This window comes from Rhizobium sp. 0TCS1.26, from assembly GCF_050455525.1.
Classification (GTDB): domain Bacteria; phylum Pseudomonadota; class Alphaproteobacteria; order Rhizobiales; family Rhizobiaceae; genus Neorhizobium.
Window position 1 is genome coordinate 46,808 of the sequence record NZ_JBCIYV010000002.1, and the last position, 17,390, is coordinate 64,197.

A 17,390-nucleotide genomic window follows, 5' to 3' on the forward strand; every position below is an offset into this window, starting at 1 on the left:
TCAGGATTTGATTCCGATCGCTCCGCCAAGCCGCTGGTGGAGAAGGCAAATCCTTCGCCCCCGGGTTAGCTGCCGCGGCTTGATGTCCTTTGTCAGCGGTCTGGCATCTTGATTCCGGCGCCCGCCGCAAGTGATTGAGCGAACGCGGAATTTACGATCCGAAAACTTATCCCGCGTCTCGCCAGATCTGGCTAGACCAGTTCGACGTCCAGCACGCCGGGCGCCGCCCGTAGGGCTGCGGCGATTTCCGGCGAAATGCGGTACTTCTCCGTCAGCTCCACCTCGATCTCCCGCCGGCCGTCATCCTTGATGACGACGAACGAGACAAGCCCGTCACCGCGGGCGTTCAGATGCTTGGCGACCGTGCGCATGGGCCCGGAATCGCGGACGAAGACGCGTAGCGCCTTCTGCATCTGCACCGACTTCTCCTCCAGCGACTGGACGGTCTGGATCCGCAGGCCGATGCCTTCCGGTCGCTCGTCGGCCTGGACGGTGATGACTAGCGACTTGCCGGGTTCCAGCAGGTCGCGGTACTGGTTCAGCGCCTCGGAAAACAGCACCGCCTCGAACTGGCCGGTGGCATCGGAAAACATCACGATGCCCATCTTGTTGCCGGTGCGCGTCTTGCGCTCCTGCTTGCCGGTGACGGTGCCGGCAAGACGTCCGGCATTGGCGCCGGCCTTCACGGCTGCCGAGAACTCGGCAAAATTCTGCACCCGCATCTTGGCGAGCACGTCCTTGTAGGTATCGAGCGGATGGGCCGAGAGGTAGAAGCCGAGCACCTGGTATTCGCGCATCAGCATGTCGGAGGCCATCCACGGATCGAAGGCCGGCAGGATGAGCTTTTCGGGTCCTGCGGCCGACGAGGAGCCGAACATGTCGCTCTGGCCGCTGGTCTTGCCTTCGGCAGCGCGCTGCGCATAGCCGATGATGCGGTCCAGCCCGCCGATCAGTTCCGCACGGTTGCGACCGAAACCGTCGAAAGCGCCGGCATTGATCAGGCTTTCGAGCACCCGCCGGTTGACCTGCTTCGGATCGATGCGCAGGCAGAAATCCTCAAGGCTCGCGAAGGGCTGGTCGCCGCGCACCGCAACGATGTGCTCTACCGCCGATTCGCCGACCCCTTTCAGGGCTGCAAGCGAATAATAGATGCAGTTGTCGCCGGTCTCGAACATGCGGAACGAGGTCTGGATCGACGGCGGCATGACCTTGATGCCAAGCCGCCCGGCATCTTGTCGGAAATCGTTGAGCTTTTCGGTGTTGGCCATATCGTAGGTCATCGATGCGGCGAGGAATTCGACCGGGTAATGCGCCTTCATGTAGGCCGTCTGGTAGGAGACGATGGCGTAGGCGGCCGCGTGGGACTTGTTGAAGCCGTAATTGGCGAACTTGGCCAGCAGTTCGAAAATGTTCTTCGCCTGCGGCTTGGAGACGCCGTTCTTTACTGCGCCATCGATGAAGCGCTCGCTCTGCTGGTCCATCTCGGCCTTGATCTTCTTGCCCATAGCGCGGCGCAGAAGATCGGCTTCGCCAAGCGAATAGCCGGACAGGACCTGGGCGATCTGCATCACCTGCTCCTGGTAGACGATGACGCCCTGCGTCTCCTTCAACAGGTAGTCGATGGTCGGATGGACCGATTCGATCTCCTCCTCGCCGTGCTTGCGGGCGTTGTAGGTGGGGATGTTTTCCATAGGGCCCGGGCGATAGAGAGCGACCAGCGCGATGATGTCCTCGATGCAGTCCGGCCGCATGCCGATGAGGGCCTTGCGCATGCCCGCACTTTCCACCTGGAACACGCCGACCGTTTCACCGCGCGACAGCATCTCGTAGGTCTTCTGGTCGTCGAGCGGGATCTTGGCGAGATCCACATGGATGCCGCGCTTGGCGACGAAATCCACCGCCGTCTTCAACACCGTCAGCGTCTTCAGTCCGAGGAAGTCGAATTTGACCAGGCCGGCCTGCTCTACCCACTTCATGTTGAATTGGGTGACGGGCATGTCGGAGCGCGGATCGCGGTACATCGGCACCAGCTTTGACAGCGGCCGATCGCCGATCACGATGCCGGCCGCGTGCGTCGAGGCATGGCGGTAGAGGCCCTCGATCTTCTGGGCGATATCGAGAAGCCGGGCGACGACCGGTTCGCGATCGGCCTCCTCCTGAAGTTTCGGCTCCTCCTCGATCGCCTTCGACAGCGGCGTCGGATTGGCGGGATTGTTGGGCACCAGCTTGCAGATCTTGTCGACCTGGCCGTAGGGCATTTCCAGTACGCGGCCGACGTCGCGCAGCGCGGCGCGCGCCTGCAGCGAACCGAAGGTGATGATCTGCGCCACCTGTTCGCGACCGTATTTCTGCTGCACGTAACGGATCACCTCTTCGCGGCGATCCTGGCAGAAGTCGATGTCGAAGTCGGGCATCGAGACGCGTTCCGGGTTGAGGAAGCGCTCGAACAGAAGCGAGAAGCGCAGCGGATCGACGTCGGTGATGGTCAGCGCATAGGCGACCAGCGAACCGGCACCCGAACCGCGCCCGGGGCCGACCGGGATGTCGTGCTGCTTTGCCCATTTGATGAAGTCGGCAACGATGAGGAAGTAGCCCGGGAACTTCATCCGCTCGATGACCGACAGCTCGAAATCCAGCCGCTCGCGATAATCCTCCACCGTGTAGCCGCTGGCCATTCCGAGCGCTTCAAGCCGCGCCTCGAGCCCGTCGACCGACTGCCGCCGCAATTCGGCCGATTCTGCCCGTTCCGCCTCTTCCGCGTCGTCGGTTGCGCCGGTGAAGCGCGGCAGGATCGGCTTGCGGGTCTTCAGGACGAAGGAGCAGCGCCGGGCGATCTCGACCGTGTTTTCGAGCGCCTCCGGCAAGTCGGCAAACAGCCGTGCCATCTCCTCGCGGCTCTTCAGGTAGTGATCGGGCGTCAGACGGAAGCGGCTGTCATCGGAAACGATGGCGTTGTGAGCCACCGCCATCAGCGCATCATGGGCGTCGTAATCGGACTTCGACGGGAAGAAGGCTTCGTTGGTGGCGACGATCGGCAGATCATGTGCATAGGCAAGCTCGATCAGCTTGCGCTCGTGGCGGCGGTCATAGCCGTTCTGGCGCTGCAGCTCGACATAGAGGCGATCGCCGAAGACCCGCTTCAGCCTCACCAGCCGCTGTTCTGCCTGCGCCCGGTGACCTTCCTTCAACAGCGGATCGATCGGCCCGGAAGCAAAACCGGTGAGCGCGATGATGCCGTCGGCGCCCTCTTCCTCCAGCCACGACAAGGCAATGTGCACCGCCATGTGGCTGCCCTCGCCGCCGAGATAGGCCCGGCTGACGAGATCCACGAGCCGCTCATAGCCCACCGGGTTTGCGGCCAGCAGCACCAGAGAGGGAAGCTTGGCTAGACCGCCATTGCCGCCGCGCTTCTCATCGCCCTGGTCCTGCATATCGATTGCCATCTGGCAGCCGATGATCGGTTGTATTCCCTCGCCGACCGCCTTTTCGGAAAACTCCAGCGCGACGAAGAGGTTGTTGGTGTCGGTAATGGCGATCGCCGGCTGTGCGTCGGCGGTGGCCTTGGCGAGAATCTTCTTCAGCGGCAGAGCGCCCTCAAGCAGCGAAAAGGCCGAGTGCACCCGCAGATGGACGAACTGCGGCGTCGTTTGCGCCTGCGTGTCCACCCGCTTCATATCGATCGTATCTGCCATGTCGCCGCCGTGCCCTGCTGAATCGACGCATTGTCCGGCGGCAGCGCCTTTAAGTCCAGCCGAAGCTTCGACGATCAACCGAAAACCGCGCAACGTCGATGCGAATTCCGCCCCCCCGGGTCGGCTGATCAGGAGGAGCGGTTGCGGCTTCAGAAGGCGAGGACGAGAATGCCGATGCTGGCGACGAATGTCATGATCGAGGCGAAGGCTGCAACATCGCGGATGAGGTCAGTCATGATCAATCTCCTGTTCCGTAATGTTTGCATTTTGTTCTCTTTCTGTACCGGCGTCAAGAGCAAGAACGAAGGCGGAACAAATTTACTCAACGGGCGGTAATAGACCGGGCACTTGGCCGTCATCTTCAAATCTGTCCCGAGGATCTACTGCCGGTTCGCCCTGTCTGCGACGCCGCCGATCTTTGCCATGCCGACGTTGGACTGCCCGGGAACTGCGGCTGCGGATCCTCGGGACGAGCCCGAGGATGACGGAGTGTGAGTTGGCGGCCGGTGGCAGACGACAGGTTGTGGCCAGGTGCCGTAGTATCCTTGTCCCCGCCGCCGGACTCGACGGGCGACCCAGGCCAGCCTTGGCGTTTACATCGCCGGCCGCCTCGCCTACTGAAAGCCGAAAACCACCAGCAGCGCAGGCGAACACCAATGTTGATCAAGCAGAGCGACTATCACCGGATCTACAAGGTCATCAACAGCCTGCTCGTGGCGCAGAATGCCGATCCGGCCACCGCGTCGATGTATTTTGCCAGCTTCGGTGCGTTCATCCTCAAGCATCACTTCAAGCTGCAGGCCGTGCCCAAGGGCGGGCTTGCCGCCTATAATCTCGATGGCGCCGTGGTGCTGTTTGTCGACCACCGCGAGGACGGTTACGTGACCGGAGCCGGAGATAACTTTCACTGCTGGGTGGAGGCCGACGGCTTTGCGATCGATTTCATGGCGCCGGCTTTCCCGCAAAGTGTGAAGACGGTGACGGTCGCGGCGCGGATGTTCCAGCGGCCGCTCTCGGCGATGGCGCCGTCGATCAACGCGCTCGGCCAGTCGGGCGACTTCTTCTACCAATCGGAACCGGAGGCCATGGCACGGCGGTTCGCCGACTGGCAGAGGCACGGCCTCACCGGCGACCTCGCCTCGATCGCCAGTCAGTGGTTTCGCAAGTCGCCGAAGCAGATGCAGACATCGCTGTCGGTTAGCGACGATGCCGGCGCCAAGCGCAGCGTGCCGCTGATCGGCAACGCCCTTTCCGGCAGCTGGTAAGCTCCGGTTTGAAAAGATGAAGAACGGGGCCGGCTGAAACGCCCCTCACCTGCTCCGCAGTGCCGGCAACCGGAAAAACCGTCAGAAATCGACGATGCGGCCGCCTTCGATGGTGACGCGGCGGTCCATGCGCGCAGCCAAATCATGGTTGTGGGTGGCGATCAGCGCTGCGAGACCCGACTGGCGCACCAGTGCCTCCAGCGCCTCGAAGACATAAGAGGCGGTTTCCGGATCGAGATTGCCGGTCGGCTCGTCGGCGAGCAGCACAAGCGGCGCATTGGCCACCGCACGGGCGATCGCGACGCGCTGCTGCTCGCCGCCCGACAATTCGGCAGGGCGGTGTTCGGCGCGGTGGCCGATGCGCATGTAGTCCAGGAGCTGGGCAGCACGCTCAGCCGCTTCCTTCTTCGGCAGTCCGCCGATCAGCTGCGGCATCATGATGTTTTCGAGCGCCGTGAACTCCGGCAGCAGGTGGTGGAACTGGTAGACGAAGCCGATATCGCCGCGGCGGATGGCGGTGCGCCGGTCATCCGGCAGGTTGCCGCAGCTTTCGCCGTTGATGAAGATCTCGCCGGCATCCGGGTGTTCGAGCAGGCCCGCCAGATGCAGGAGCGTCGACTTGCCGGTGCCCGACGGCGCCACCAGTGCGACGATCTCGCCGGCATGCAGCTCGAAATCGGCACCCTTCAGGATGGCGAGCGTCGTATCGCCCTGGCCGTAGATGCGATCGACGCCGGCGAGCTTCAGAACGGTTTTGCGGGGCATTGGCGACAAGGGATCCTATTCGTAACGCAGCGCCTGCACCGGATCGAGCCGGGAGGCCCGCCAGGCGGGGAAAATGGTCGCAATGAATGAGAGGGTCAGCGCCATCAGCACCACCGATACCGTTTCGCCGACGCTCATCTCGGCCGGCAGCTGGCTGAGGAAGTAAAGTTCCGGATCGAACAGGATGGTGCCCGAAACCCAGGAGAAGAACTGCCGGATGGATTCGATGTTGAGGCAGACGACGACGCCGAGCAGAACGCCGGCGACGGTGCCAACGATGCCGATCGCCGCCCCGGTCATGAAGAAGATCCGCATGATGGCGCGCGACGAGGCGCCCATGGTGCGCAGGATGGCGATGTCGCTGCCCTTGTCCTTTACCAGCATGATGAGGCCGGAGATGATGTTGAGTGCTGCGACGAGCACGATCAGCGTCAGGATCATGAACATCACGTTGCGCTCCACCTGCAAGGCGGAGAAGAAGGTCTGGTTGCGCTGGCGCCAGTCGCTGATGAAGATCTGCCGGCCGGCGGCTTCCTCGATCTTCGGCCGCATCTCGTCGATCGCATCCGGATCGGAGAGGAACAGTTCGATCGACTGCACGAGGCCATCGGCGTTGAAGTAGATCTGCGATTCGGCGAGCGGCATGTAGATGATCGATGCGTCGTATTCCGACATGCCGATCTCGAAGACGCCCGACACGCGGTAGGATTTCACCCGCGGTGTGACGCCCATCGGAGTGACGTCGCCTTCCGGCGAGACGAGCGTGATCTGATCGCCGGCGCCGATGCCGAGGGAGGCTGCAAGCCTCGACCCGACCAGCACGCCGTCGCCGGTTGCAAAGCCGGTCAGATCGCCGGAGCGGATGTTGCCGGAGACTTCCTTCAGCTTCTCGATGTCCTCGGTGCGGATGCCGCGCACCAGGGCGCCGGATCCGGCACCCTGCTTGCCCGAAGCGAGCGTCTGGCCCTCGACCAGCGGCAGCGCCATGGTGACGCCGGGCACGGCCGAGAACTTCTGGGCAAGCTGTGCGTAATCGGTCAGCGGTTGGTCGACCGGCTGGACGATCATGTGGCCGTTGATGCCGAGGATGCGCGAGATCAGCTCGGTGCGGAAACCATTCATCACCGCCATGACGATGATGAGTGTGGCGACGCCGAGCATGATGCCGACAAACGAGAAGCCGGCGATGACGGAGATGAAGGTCTCCTTGCGGCGCGAGCGCAGGTAGCGCCAGGCGACCATGCGTTCGAACGCCGAGAAGGCACCGGCGGCTGGAACCGTGCCGGGTGTCTGGTCTGCCGTTTCCGTCACGCTCTTGGCCATCTCGTCTCCTGTGCTTACGCCTCGCCCAACCGTCTTCGCGGGTCAGGCGGTCAGACGGTTCAATGCCGCTTCGACGGTCATCGTCTCGCGGGCGCCGGTCTTGCGATCCTTGACCTCGACCTCGCCCGTCGCTGCCGAGCGCGGACCGACGATCAGCTGCACCGGCACGCCAATCAGGTCGGCGGTGGCGAACTTGGTGCCGGCACGATCGTCAGTGTCGTCGTAGAGGACGTCCATGCCTGCCTTGACGAGACCGGCATAGAGGCTGTCGCAGACCCGGTCGCAGGCTTCGTCGCCGGCCTTCATGGTGATGACCATCGCATCGAAGGGAGCAACCGAGGCCGGCCAGATGATTCCGTTCTCGTCATGCGAGGCTTCGATGATGGCGGGAACAAGGCGCGTCGGGCCGATGCCGTAGGATCCCATGTGGACAAGGTGCTCCTTGCCGTCAGGTCCCTGTACCTTGGCGCCCATCGGCTCGGAATATTTGGTGCCGAAGTAGAAGATGTGGCCAACCTCGATGCCGCGCGCCGAGAGGCGATCGGCCGACGGAATGGCGTCGAACGCGGCTTCGTCGTGCATCTCGGAGGTGGCGGCGTAGACCGACGTCCACTTGTCGAAGACCGCCTGCAGGCCGGCAACGTCATCGAAATCCGTGTCTTCGCCGGGGATGTCGAACTCGATGAAGCTCCTGTGCGAAAACACTTCCGATTCGCCCGTGTCAGCGAGGATGATGAATTCGTGGCTGTGATTGCCGCCGATCGGGCCCGTATCGGCGCGCATCGGGATCGCCCGCACGCCCAGCCGCGCGAAGGTGCGCAGGTAGGCGACGAACATCTTGTTGTAGGAATGGATGGCGCCTTCCTTCGTCAGGTCGAAGGAATAGGCATCCTTCATCAGGAATTCGCGCGAGCGCATGGTGCCGAAGCGCGGACGGATCTCGTCGCGGAACTTCAGCTGGATGTGGTAGAGATTGAGCGGCAGGTTCTTGTAGGACTTCACCGACGACCGGAAGATGTCGGTGATCATCTCCTCGTTGGTCGGACCATACAGCATCGGCCGCTCCTGGCGGTCCTTGATGCGCAGCATTTCCTTGCCGTAGGCCTCGTAGCGACCGCTTTCCTGCCATAGCTCGGCCGACTGCAGCGTCGGCATCAGAAGCTCGACGGCTCCGGCGCGGTTCTGCTCCTCACGGACGATGGCGTTCACCTTGTCGAGCACGCGCTTGCCGAGCGGCAGCCAGGAATAGATCCCCTGGCTCTGCTGCCGGATCATGCCGGCGCGCAGCATCAGACGGTGGGAGACGATTTCCGCTTCCTTGGGATTCTCCTTCAGGATCGGCATGAAATAGCGGGACAGACGCATCGCGTTTTCCGTGTTTGAGAGCCGTTTCACCCGGTCTGGGAATCGGCATCCGAATGGCTGATATGCGTGGGTACATAGCCGTTTCGGAAGCGCATGGGAACCCGCAGCGGCGAGCCGATGAACCTGTCGCTAAAGGGGCGACCGATCACTTCGGGCGAACCGGCAGGAGGACGGACACCACAAATGCGCCATCCATATGACAGATGACAGTTTCGAAGGCCGCTCAGGAAAATTTTTGCGCAGTGTAGCAAAACTGCCAAAATTTAAGGTGACAAAGCCCAAAGTCTGGGCTAGGTTTGGCCCACAAAAGAGGCAGGAAGAACAAATTTCTGCCATTCGCGTTCAAGTCTTGGGAGGATCAGATCTAAGGCGCGTTCACTCGCAGCCCCGGCAACGGTTAAGGATCACGCGACACTTGAAACAAGGCTTCAATGCCTTGTTTTTTTTTGGACTTCCCCACAAACCCGTCACTCAATCAGATTTTTCAGGCCTCCCAGGCGCGGAATGGCGCCGCGATGATGGTCCGTGCGCGCCGTCTTCGGCGTCACGTCGTGCCTCCCGGCTTCACAAGATCTTCCCGCCGCAGGTTGGATGTCCGCCTCCCCGTGCGTGCGGTCAGGTCCGGCCGAAATCAGGAACGATGCGTGGCAGGTTGCTAAGGCTGAAGCCGTACCAGCTCGACGCTGCGTGCCAGACGCCGAAGATCACTGCCGAGGCAAGCGTCGTCAACAGGACGACGCGCAGGCCGCGGAACCGTGCCGGAGCGCTCGCTACCGTTCCGAGCAGGACCTCGTCCTCGTCATCCTGCGTGCGCAGGCCGATCGGCAGGATGGCAAACAGCGTGATCCACCAGATGACGAAGTAGACGGCAAAGCCCGACAGAAACTGCAACGGAAGATCTCCCTGATGACCGCGCCACTCTAGCGCTGCTTCCGCGCCCGCGCCACCATATGCGACACTTGGACGCCGCCTATGCTGCCGTCAAGCCACAGCGCTGGCAGACACTCCCGCAACGTTGCCGACGTTTCGAGGCCACAGCATTTGGCGTCAAACCTGCTCAAGCTCGATCAGCGTGCCGAAGAAGTCCTTGGGGTGCAGGAACAGGACAGGCTTGCCGTGCGCGCCGATCTTCGGCTCGCCATCGCCCAGCACGCGCGCGCCGGCATTCTTCAACTGGTCACGGGCGGCCAGGATATCCTCGACCTCGTAGCAGATGTGATGCATGCCGCCGGACGGGTTTTTGTCCAGGAAGGCGGCGATGGGAGACGCATCGCCGAGGGGCGAGAGCAGCTCGACCTTGGCGTTTTGCAGTTCGACGAAAACGACAGTCACGCCGTGCTCCGGCAGGGCCTGCGCCTGCGACACGCGCGCGCCGAGCGTGTCCCGATAGGCAGTGGTGGCCGCGCCGAGATCCGGTACGGCGATGGCGACGTGGTTGATGCGTCCGAGCATGCCTGTCTCCTCCCTCGACACGAAAGCTGCCCGGTGCCGGCAGAGGATATCGGCGAAAAAGGACAGATCCGAAACTTCGGGATCCGTCCTCAACTCTGCCTCATCACACCTTGCTGACGAACACCGTGACGATCGGCTTCTTGCCCCAGGTGGCGTTGGCCGTGGACCGGACGGCGCGACGAACCGATTCCTGCAGCGCGCCGAGATCCTTGCGGCGACCCCGCGGGATGCTTTCGACCGCCCCCAATACTGCATCATAGAGTGTGTCGGCCATGTCTTCACCCTCGTCGTCATAGTCCGGCAGGCCAAATGGCACGACGTCCGGGTCGGCGAGGAAATCATAGCGGCTGTCGAGGAGGATGCTGACCGCCACATGCCCGACGAAAGCAAGCTTGCGACGATCGGAGATGCCCATCTCGTCGAGATCGCCGATCAGCCTGCCATCCTTGAAGATGCGGCCGTGCGGCGCATCGCCGATGACCTGGACGTCACCCGGCGCCAGACGCAGGATGTTGCCGTTGCGGACCTTCGGTACGGTCTGGATGCCGGCGCCGCGGGCAAGCTCGGCCTGCGCCATCAGATGGGCCGCCTCGCCATGCACCGGAACCAGCACCTGGGGACGCACCCACTCATACATCTGCAGCAGCTCGTTGCGGCGCGGATGGCCGGAAACGTGCACCAGCGCCTGCGCATCGGTGACGATCTTGACGCCCTGCTCGATGAGGCCGTTCATGATCTCGAGGATGCCCTTCTCGTTGCCGGGAATGGCGCGCGAGGAGAAGACCACCGTATCGCCGGCGGTCAGAGCAACGTGGCGCATTTCGTCGCGCGACAGCTTGGCAAGCGCTGCGCGCGATTCGCCCTGGCTACCGGTGAGGATGACGACGACCTTGTCGCGCGGGATGTAACCATATTCGTCCTCTGCGATGAACGGCTGCACGCCCTCCATGATACCGAGATCGCGGGCAACGTTGACGACGCGCTTCAGCGACGAGCCGAGCAGCAGGACTTCGCGACCGGCCGCTTCCGCCGCCTTGGCGATCGAGCGGATGCGCCCGACATTCGACGAGAAGGTGGTGACCGCGACGCGGCCTTCGGCCTGACTGATGATCTTGCGCAAGCCTTCCGAGACTTCCTGCTCCGAGGGCGAGACGCCGTCACGCATGGCGTTGGTGCTGTCGCACATCATTGCCAGCACGCCTTCCTCACCGACGGCGCGGAAGCGCTGCTCATCGGTCAGCGGTCCGAGCGACGGATCGGCATCGATCTTCCAGTCACCGGTATGGACGACATTGCCGAGCGGCGTGCGGATGACCAGCGACATCGGCTCGGGGATCGAGTGGTTGACGCCGACTGCCTCGATCTCGAACGGACCGACATTGATGCGGTCGCCGGCCTTGAAGATGGTGATCGGGATCTGTGCACGGCTGCCTTCGTATGCGCGCTTGGCTTCCAGCATGCCGGCGGTGAAGGGCGAGGCATAGACCGGCACGTTCAGACCCGGCCACAGGTCGTTCAGCGCACCGTAGTGATCCTCGTGGGCATGGGTGATGATGATGCCCTTCAACCGGTCCCGCTGCTTGGCGAGAAAGCGGATATCCGGCAGCACCAGATCGGCGCCCGGCAGATCCGGTCCCGGGAAGGTCACGCCGCAATCGACCATGATCCACTGGCGCTCTGCAGCCGGGCCATAGCCGTAGAGAGCGAGATTCATGCCGATCTCACCCACTCCACCCAGCGGCAGAAATACCAGTTCGTCCTGTTTGGCCATCACGTACTCATTTCACTTTCAAAGATAGAAGACATCGCCGGCGGCGATCGCTTGCGTGCCGTGTCCGGTATCGAGTAGCAGAAGTCCCCGATCATCGATACCGGCAAATCGGCCGTCGATCGAGCGATCGGGTAGATTGACGCGGATCGGCTGGCCGATCCCGCAGGCGACCTGGCGCCAGCGGCGGGTGATCTCGGCCACCGCACGGCCCTCGTCCCAAAGATCAAGGATCTCGGCCATCTCCCGGTAAAGATGGGAGAACAATTCATGCGCCGAGATGTTGCAGCCCTGCTCCTCGAGCGAGGTGACCCCGTAGGGCGCATCGTCCGGACGATGGCGGATGTTGATGCCGATGCCGATCACCACTGCCCGGCTGAGGTCCGGCAAACCCTCCGATTCCAGCAGGATGCCGCAGGTCTTCTTGCGGCCGATCAGCACGTCGTTCGGCCACTTGATCTCCAGCGGCTCGGCAGCCGGCGGCAGGAACGAACGGATCGCGCCGTGAACGGCAAGCGACACCGCGAGAGGCAGCGAGCCCAGAAGCTCGGCCGGAGCCGGATCGATCAACAGAAGGGAAGCGTAGAGATTGCCCGGCTCCGAGGTCCAGGCGCGGCCTCGCCGGCCACGGCCGGCCGTCTGGCGGTCGCCGGTGACCCAGAGATTGCCCGGGTCACCCTGCCTGACGCGCGCCAGGCATTCCGTGTTGGTGGAGGTCACCTCGCCCAGCGCCTCGTGGCGGAAGGCATCGAGGGAGTAGCGCCCCCCTCGCCCCAGTCGCATCAGAAGAAGGCCTTCGCCGCTGCCGTTGCAGCGGTGCCGAGCGGACCGCCGAGCAGCACATAGGCCGTGACGAACAGGCCGGACGCGCCGAACACCAGCCGCAGTTCGCCGGAGGTGCGGCCGAACTCACCGCGAGCTTCATCGAACCACATCAGCTTGATGACGCGCAGGTAGTAGTAGGCACCGACGACGGAGGACAGCACGCCGATGATCGCCAGCGCATAGAGCTTGGCTTCGATCGCCGCGACGAACACGAAGTACTTGGCGAAGAAGCCTGCGAGCGGCGGGATGCCGGCCAGCGAGAACATCAGCGCCGTCATCACCAGCGCCATGAACGGCTTGGTCGATGCGAGCCCGGCGAGATCCTCGACGTTCTCCACCGAGGTGCCGTCCTTGCGGCGCATCGACATGATGCAGGCGAAGGTGCCGAGCGTCATGACCATGTAGATCAGCATGTAGAGCGCGACACCGGAGACACCGGTTTCCGATCCGGCGGCAAGACCGACCAGCGCGTAGCCCATGTGACCGATCGACGAATAGGCCATCAGGCGCTTGATGTTCTTCTGGCCGATGGCCGCGAACGATCCCAGCAGCATCGAGGCGATGGCGATGAACACGACGACCTGCTGCCAATCGGCAAATACCGGCATGAAGGCTTCAGTCACGACACGGACGAAGATGGCCATGGCGGCAACCTTGGGACCGGCGGCGAAGAAGGCGGTGACCGGGGTCGGCGCGCCTTCGTAGACGTCCGGCGTCCACATGTGGAACGGAACCGCCGAGATCTTGAACGCCAGGCCGGCGAGGATGAAGACCAGGCCGAAAACGACACCAAGCGAGCGGGTTTCCGCCGTCAGCACGGCTGCAATGTTGTCGAGGCCGGTGTTGCCGGTGAAGCCGTAGACCAGCGACATGCCGTAGAGCAGCATGCCCGACGACAGGGCGCCGAGCACGAAGTATTTCAGGCCGGCTTCGGTCGAACGCAGGCTGTCGCGGTTGATGGCGGCGACGACGTAGAGCGCCAGCGACATCAGCTCGAGGCCGAGGTAAAGGGCGATCAGGTCGTTGGCCGAGATCAGCAGCATCATGCCGAGGGTTGCCAGCACCAGCAGAACCGGGAACTCGAAACGATCGAGCTGCTCGGAGCGGGCATTGCCGACCGTCATCACCAGAGCGGTGATCGAGCCGATCAGCGCGATCACCTTCATGAAGCGCGAGAACGGATCGAGGATGAAGGCGCCGCCCCAGGCTTCGCCTGCGGTCGGAACGAGAACGAGCCAGAGACCGGCGGCGATCATGATCGCCACGGCCAGACCGGTGACCGTCGGAGCCGACCGGTCACCCGAGAAGACGCCGATCATCAGGAGCGCCAGCGCACCGATCGCAAGGATCAGCTCGGGCGTCGAGATCTGCAGGCTCGCGAGGAGGATTTCAGCAGTCATGTCCAGTCGTGTCCCGTTCAGTGCACTACGAGTGCAAGTTTCTGCGCAGCCTGCAGGGCAGCGGAGTAGTTGTTGATCAGCAGGTCAACCGAGGCGGCGGTCGCATCGAAGACCGGAGCCGGATAGACGCCGAAGAAGATCGTCAGCACAACCAGAGGGTAGAGAATGATCTTCTCGCGGGTCGTGAGGTCGAGCAGACCCTTGAGGCTTTCCTTCTCGAGCGCACCGAAGAGAACGCGGCGGTAGAGCCACAGCGCATAGGAGGCCGAGAGGATGACGCCGGTGGCGGCAAACAGTGCCACCCAGGTGTTGACGCGGAAGATACCGATGATCGTCAGGAACTCGCCGACGAAGCCGGAGGTGCCCGGCAGGCCGACATTGGCCATGGTGAAGACCATGAACGCAACGGCATATTTCGGCATGTTGTTGACGAGGCCGCCATAGGCAGCGATCTCGCGGGTGTGCAGGCGATCGTAGATGACGCCGACGCAGAGGAACAGCGCGCCCGACACGATGCCGTGCGACAGCATCTGGAAGATCGCACCCTGCACGCCCTGCTGGTTCGCGGCAAAGATACCCATCGTCACGTAGCCCATGTGGGCGACCGAGGAGTAGGCGATCAGCTTCTTGATGTCCTCCTGCATCATCGCCACCAGCGAGGTGTAGATGATGGCGAGCACGGACAGCGTGAAGACGAACGGCGCGAAGTAGTCCGATGCCAGCGGGAACATGGCGAGCGAGAAGCGGATGAAACCGTAGCCGCCGAGCTTCAGCATGACGCCTGCCAGGATCACCGAGCCTGCGGTCGGTGCCTGAACGTGGGCATCAGGCAGCCAGGTATGCACCGGCCACATCGGCATCTTGACGGCGAAGGCGGCAAAGCAGGCCAGCCACAGCCATGTCTGCATGCCGGCCGGGAAGCCGAACTTCAAGAGCTCGACCATGTCGGTCGTGCCGGCCTGCCAGTACATCGCCATGATGGCGAGCATCGTCAGAACCGAGCCGAGCAGCGTGTAGAGGAAGAACTTGTAGGATGCGTAGACGCGATCCTTGCCGCCCCAGACGCCGATGATGATGAACATCGGGATCAGCGTCGCCTCGAAGAACACGTAGAAGAGAACGATGTCGAGCGACACGAAGACGCCGGTCATGACCACTTCCAGAAGCAGGAAGGCGATCATGTATTCCTTCAGGCGCTTCTGGACGGACTCCCAGCTTGCCAGCACGCAGAACGGCATGAGGAAGGTGGTGAGGATGACGAACAGCATCGAGATGCCGTCGACGCCGAGATGATAGGAGATCCCGGTGCCGAGCCAGCTGTGCTTCTCGACCATCTGGAAGCCCGGGTTTGAATTGTCGAACCCGATCCAGACGAACAGCGAGACGATGAAGGTGAAGACGGTCGTCAGCAGCGAGACGTTGAGGATGTTGCGGCGGCCGAAGGGGCCGTCCTCACGCGTCAGCAGGAGGAGCACAACACCGACCAGCGGCAGGAAGGTGACCGTGGAAAGAATGGGCCAATCGGTCATCAGAAGGAACTCCCGAGCATCATCCAGGTGACGAGGGCGGCGATGCCGATCAGCATCGCGAACGCATAGTGATAAAGGTAGCCGGACTGCAGGCGCACGACACCGCGGGTGATGTCTGCGACGCGCGCGGCAATGCCGTTCGGGCCGTAGGCATCGATGACGGCGACGTCACCCTTTTTCCAGAGGAAGCGGCCAAGTGCCTTGGCGGAGCGGACGAACAGGAAGTCGTAGAGCTCGTCGAAGTACCACTTGTTCAAGAGGAACTGGTAGAGCACCCGGTGGCTATCGGCCAGCCGCTTCGGTGTCGAGGGCGACTTGATGTACATGTACCAGGCAGTAACGAAACCGAGCGCCATGGCGATGAACGGGCTCCACTTGACCCACAGCGGGACGTGGTGGAACTCCTCCAGGATCTCGTTTTCCGGCAGCGTGAACAGCGCACCCTTCCAGAACTCGTTGTACTCGTGGCCGAAGAAGTGGCCCTCGAAGACGACGCCGGCAAACACTGCACCGAGCGCGAGGAAAGCGAGCGGCAGCAGCATGACCAGCGGCGATTCATGCACGTGGTGCATGACGTCCGACGAGGCGCGCGGCTTGCCGAAGAAGGTGAGAAACGCCAGGCGCCATGAGTAGAAGCTGGTGAACAGCGCCGCGATGACCAGCAGCGTGAAGGCGAAGCTGCCGACCGCCGAATGCGAGGCGAAGGCCGACTCAATGATGACGTCCTTGGAGAAGAAGCCGGCAAAGCCGAACATCGTGCCGGGGATGCCGACGCCGGTCAGCGCCAGCGTGCCGATGGTCATCGCCCAGAACGTGTACGGGATGTGCTTCCTGAGGCCGCCCATGTAGCGCATGTCCTGTTCGCCATCGACGGCGTGAATCACCGAGCCGGCGCCCAAGAACAGCAGCGCCTTGAAGAAGGCGTGGGTGAACAGGTGGAACACGGCAGCACCATAGGCACCGACGCCGAGCGCCACGAACATGTAGCCGAGCTGCGAACAGGTCGAATAGGCGATGACGCGCTTGATGTCGTTCTGCACCAGGCCGACGGTCGCGGCGAAGAAGGCGGTGATCGCACCGATGATGGTGACGACCGTCAGCGCATCCGGCGACAGTTCGAAGATCGGCGACATCCGGGCGACGAGGAAGACGCCGGCGGTGACCATGGTTGCGGCATGGATGAGAGCCGAGACCGGGGTCGGGCCTTCCATGGCGTCCGGAAGCCAGGTGTGCAGCAGGAACTGCGCCGACTTGCCCATGGCACCCATGAACAGCAGCAGGCAGACGCCGGTCAGCGCATGCGCCTTGTCGAGCTGCATGCCGAACAGGTTGATGACGGCCTGGCCGGCATCGGCTGCACCTTCGGCCGGCAGATAGGTCGGCGCGGTGGCAAAGATGGTCTCGAAGTTGATCGAGCCGAACAGCACGAAGACACCGGAGATGCCGAGCACGAAGCCGAAGTCGCCGACGCGGTTGACGATGAAGGCCTTCATCGCGGCAGCCGAGGCCGACGGCTTCTTGAACCAGAAGCCGATCAGCAGGTAGGACGCGAGACCGACGCCTTCCCAGCCGAAGAACATCTGCGCCAGGTTGTCGGAGGTCACCAGCATCAGCATGGCGAAGGTGAACAGCGACAGGTAGGCGAAGAAGCGCGGCCGATGCGGATCGTGGTGCATGTAGCCGATCGAGTAGAGATGGACGAGCGTCGACACCGAGTTGACGACGACGAACATCACCGCCGTCAGCGTATCGATGCGGAAGGCCCACTCGAAGTCGAGGCCGCCGGACTGGATCCAGCGCAGCACCGGCACCTTGATCACTTCATGTCCCTCGCCGTGAGCGAGCGCGACGTTGAAGAAGACGATCCAGGACAGCACGGCGGCGATGATCATCAAGCCGGTGGTGATGTATTCCGATGCCTTGGCGCCGATCGAACGGCCGAACAGGCCGGCGATCAGGAAGCCGATCAGGGGGAGAAAGACGATAGCCTTGTAGATCATGACCTG

General features: G+C 62.9%; 12 protein-coding genes. 1 reads left to right on the forward strand and 11 read right to left on the reverse strand.

Annotated features, from left to right (window positions below; genetic code table 11):
• Positions 1-191 precede the first annotated feature (191 nt).
• Entirely contained in the window at positions 192-3,674 is a 3,483-nt protein-coding gene (gene dnaE, locus AAIH46_RS07285; RefSeq protein ID WP_430306512.1) for a DNA polymerase III subunit alpha, read from the reverse strand.
• Between the two features lie 674 nt (positions 3,675-4,348).
• Between dnaE and AAIH46_RS07290 the strand changes: the two genes are divergently transcribed.
• Positions 4,349-4,957 carry a DUF2026 family protein gene (locus tag AAIH46_RS07290; RefSeq protein WP_430305087.1) on the forward strand — a complete coding sequence of 203 codons (609 nt, stop codon included), beginning with the start codon at positions 4,349-4,351 and terminating at the stop codon, positions 4,955-4,957.
• Between the two features lie 81 nt (positions 4,958-5,038).
• On the opposite strand, the gene AAIH46_RS07295 is transcribed toward AAIH46_RS07290, so the two are convergent.
• The 10 genes from AAIH46_RS07295 to nuoL all read right to left on the reverse strand — a co-directional run bounded on the left by AAIH46_RS07295 (position 5,039) and on the right by nuoL (position 17,384).
• On the reverse strand, positions 5,039-5,722 hold the full coding sequence (locus AAIH46_RS07295) for an ABC transporter ATP-binding protein (protein WP_430305088.1): 684 nt from the start codon (positions 5,720-5,722) through the stop codon (positions 5,039-5,041).
• A 15-nt stretch (positions 5,723-5,737) separates the two neighbouring features.
• Complete coding sequence (locus tag AAIH46_RS07300) at positions 5,738-7,045, reverse strand: lipoprotein-releasing ABC transporter permease subunit (RefSeq protein ID WP_430305090.1); 1,308 nt, start codon at positions 7,043-7,045, stop codon at positions 5,738-5,740.
• 42 nt (positions 7,046-7,087) lie between these two features.
• Positions 7,088-8,410 (reverse strand): proline--tRNA ligase, encoded by a 1,323-nt coding sequence (proS, locus tag AAIH46_RS07305; RefSeq protein WP_430305091.1) that lies wholly within the window; start codon positions 8,408-8,410, stop codon positions 7,088-7,090.
• Positions 8,411-9,025: 615 nt separating this feature from the next.
• A complete protein-coding gene (locus AAIH46_RS07310) occupies positions 9,026-9,301 on the reverse strand; it encodes a DUF1467 family protein (RefSeq protein WP_430305092.1) in 276 nt (91 codons plus the stop codon).
• Positions 9,302-9,457: 156 nt separating this feature from the next.
• Positions 9,458-9,862 (reverse strand): methylmalonyl-CoA epimerase, encoded by a 405-nt coding sequence (gene mce, locus AAIH46_RS07315; protein ID WP_430305094.1) that lies wholly within the window; start codon positions 9,860-9,862, stop codon positions 9,458-9,460.
• 103 nt (positions 9,863-9,965) lie between these two features.
• Positions 9,966-11,633, reverse strand: a complete 1,668-nt coding sequence (locus AAIH46_RS07320) for a ribonuclease J (RefSeq protein ID WP_430305096.1) — start codon at positions 11,631-11,633, stop codon at positions 9,966-9,968.
• Positions 11,634-11,651: 18 nt separating this feature from the next.
• Entirely contained in the window at positions 11,652-12,413 is a 762-nt protein-coding gene (locus AAIH46_RS07325) for a biotin--[acetyl-CoA-carboxylase] ligase (protein ID WP_430305097.1), read from the reverse strand.
• The gene (gene nuoN / locus AAIH46_RS07330; protein WP_430305098.1) at positions 12,413-13,855 is read right to left on the reverse strand and encodes an NADH-quinone oxidoreductase subunit NuoN; all 1,443 of its coding nucleotides are present in this window, start codon (positions 13,853-13,855) and stop codon (positions 12,413-12,415) included. Before nuoN ends, AAIH46_RS07325 begins: the two co-directional genes overlap by 1 nt.
• Before the next feature lie 17 nt (positions 13,856-13,872).
• On the reverse strand, positions 13,873-15,384 hold the full coding sequence (locus tag AAIH46_RS07335; protein ID WP_430305099.1) for an NADH-quinone oxidoreductase subunit M: 1,512 nt from the start codon (positions 15,382-15,384) through the stop codon (positions 13,873-13,875).
• Positions 15,384-17,384, reverse strand: coding sequence for an NADH-quinone oxidoreductase subunit L (gene nuoL, locus AAIH46_RS07340; protein ID WP_430305100.1), 2,001 nt, complete (start codon positions 17,382-17,384; stop codon positions 15,384-15,386). Before nuoL ends, AAIH46_RS07335 begins: the two co-directional genes overlap by 1 nt.
• Positions 17,385-17,390 lie beyond the last annotated feature (6 nt).

Bases quoted from the DNA above. Each gene is read 5' to 3' on its own strand.
- AAIH46_RS07335 (WP_430305099.1), bottom strand. From the start codon at position 15,384: ATGACCGATTGGCCCATTCTTTCCACGGTCACCTTCCTGCCGCTGGTC.
- AAIH46_RS07290 (WP_430305087.1), top strand. From the start codon at position 4,349: ATGTTGATCAAGCAGAGCGACTATCACCGGATCTACAAGGTCATCAAC.
- mce (WP_430305094.1), bottom strand. From the start codon at position 9,862: ATGCTCGGACGCATCAACCACGTCGCCATCGCCGTACCGGATCTCGGC.
- AAIH46_RS07300 (WP_430305090.1), bottom strand. From the start codon at position 7,045: ATGGCCAAGAGCGTGACGGAAACGGCAGACCAGACACCCGGCACGGTT.
- AAIH46_RS07295 (WP_430305088.1), bottom strand. From the start codon at position 5,722: ATGCCCCGCAAAACCGTTCTGAAGCTCGCCGGCGTCGATCGCATCTAC.
- nuoN (WP_430305098.1), bottom strand. From the start codon at position 13,855: ATGACTGCTGAAATCCTCCTCGCGAGCCTGCAGATCTCGACGCCCGAG.
- AAIH46_RS07325 (WP_430305097.1), bottom strand. From the start codon at position 12,413: ATGCGACTGGGGCGAGGGGGGCGCTACTCCCTCGATGCCTTCCGCCAC.
- AAIH46_RS07320 (WP_430305096.1), bottom strand. From the start codon at position 11,633: ATGGCCAAACAGGACGAACTGGTATTTCTGCCGCTGGGTGGAGTGGGT.
- proS (WP_430305091.1), bottom strand. From the start codon at position 8,410: ATGCGTCTGTCCCGCTATTTCATGCCGATCCTGAAGGAGAATCCCAAG.
- nuoL (WP_430305100.1), bottom strand. From the start codon at position 17,384: ATGATCTACAAGGCTATCGTCTTTCTCCCCCTGATCGGCTTCCTGATC.
- dnaE (WP_430306512.1), bottom strand. From the start codon at position 3,674: ATGAAGCGGGTGGACACGCAGGCGCAAACGACGCCGCAGTTCGTCCAT.